We start from the raw sequence: 1,566 nt of genomic DNA, 5'->3' as shown, positions 1-1,566 counted from the left end.
GCTTGGTATGTCACTGCCTATCAGTACACCGCCTAACGCGCTCGCGCATGCCACTGGCCATGTAGAAAGTAGCCAAATGGCGAGAGTGGGTGCGGTACTTGGTATTGTTGGTGTGCTGCTAAGCTTTGTGATGGTGTGGATTCTTCATACGGTTGGGCATATTGGGTAATACATGTACGAAACCAAGTTAGATGCGTTAGTAGAACGCTACTTTAATCATATCGAACGTCGGCTGACTGTGTTGGCCGGCTCCGTATTGATCGAACAGCAAGGCTACAACGACCGTCTATATTATGTGCTCTCTGGCGAGCTTGCTGGCTTCTATGCGGACGAAGACAGAAAGCCCATTCAGGTATTTTCTGCTTCTCAAGGGGCATTTATTGGAGTGCACAGTTTTTTTTCAGGAACATGGACTGCCTCATCTACGGTGATTGCACAAACCGATGTAGAGCTTGCGTGGATAGAACGCGATACGCCAGCCGTTGAAGAAGAAACTTACGGGCCATTAACCACACAGTTTATGCCCGTTATGGTGCATGAGTTGTCTCGCCGTCAGCGCCGCGCGATGCAAGAAGCGATAGCCAAAGAGAAGGCGCTGCAAAAGCTCCACACCGCAGAGCAAATGACAACACTCGGTCAGTTAGCCGCAGGTATCGCACACGAACTTAACAATGCGATTGGTGTGGTCAGCAGTAAATCGGAGCGTTTAGAGTCCGTCATCATGACGCTGCTTGAAGAAGTGCATCCAGAGGCGAGTCAGTTCTTTGATTTTGGTTTGATGCAAGGGCAAAAAGTATCGTCTAGTGAAGCGAGAAAGCGCGGTCGTCATTTCGAAAAATATTATGGGTTGCCTAAAGAGTTGGCGCGTGATTTAGCGCGAGCCGTGCCGAGTAACTACCTCTCGGAGCATTGGTTAAAAAGGCCAGAAGAGGCGATTCGTTATTGGCAAGTTGGGCGAGACCTGCACGACTTGCGTATCGCGTCTAAGCATACGGTGGGCATTGTTCGTTCCGTTAAGCAATTGGGCAGAACGGATATCGACCTTGATGAGGCAATCAACATTAACGATTCGATAAATCGGGCATTGGCGTTGCTGCAGAGTGATTTGAGGCGCGTTAGTGTGCGTTTCAGCCCTGCAGAACTGCCGGTTTTTATTGGATCGCAAACTGAGCTTGTTCAAATTTGGGTGAATATTTTAAAAAATGCGTGCGATGCGATGATTAACATTGAGTCGCCGACCATTGAAATTCATACACGCGTGAGCAAAGGAAAGATTTTAGTCACGATCGCCAACAACGGCCCTGAAATTGATGAGGCCACACGCCGAAAAATATTTAGGCCGAATTTTACAACGAAGAAGGGCGGATTGTCTTTTGGGTTGGGGCTTGGGCTCTCGATCGTTAAACGAATTATTGCAGGTTACAACGGTTCCATTGTCGTAAAAAGTGACAGTGAAAAGACCATTTTTAGAATCAAATTACCGGTAGAGGGTGAACATGGAGAAGCTTAATGTAATTTGCGTTGATGACCAACGAGAGGTGTTAAGCGCGGTTCTACAAGATCTAG

General features: G+C 47.7%; 2 protein-coding genes and 1 pseudogene. All 3 read left to right on the top strand.

The window, feature by feature from the left end; all coding sequences use genetic code 11:
• Window positions 1-169, top strand: a 169-nt coding sequence (locus R7M72_RS24505; RefSeq protein WP_318056390.1) for an anion permease, incomplete at its 5' end; no start/stop codon positions are given.
• Between the two features lie 3 nt (window positions 170-172).
• Window positions 173-1,510, top strand: coding sequence for a sensor histidine kinase (locus R7M72_RS24500; RefSeq protein ID WP_318056389.1), 1,338 nt, complete (start codon window positions 173-175; stop codon window positions 1,508-1,510).
• Window positions 1,497-1,566 (top strand): annotated as a pseudogene (locus R7M72_RS24495) (response regulator); the annotation flags it as partial. The gene R7M72_RS24500 and the pseudogene R7M72_RS24495, both read left to right, overlap by 14 nt.

The organism is Vibrio sp. YT-18, assembly GCF_033337345.1.
Classification (GTDB): Bacteria; Pseudomonadota; Gammaproteobacteria; order Enterobacterales; family Vibrionaceae; genus Vibrio; species Vibrio alginolyticus.
This window is presented reverse-complemented; position numbering and strand designations above follow the sequence as displayed.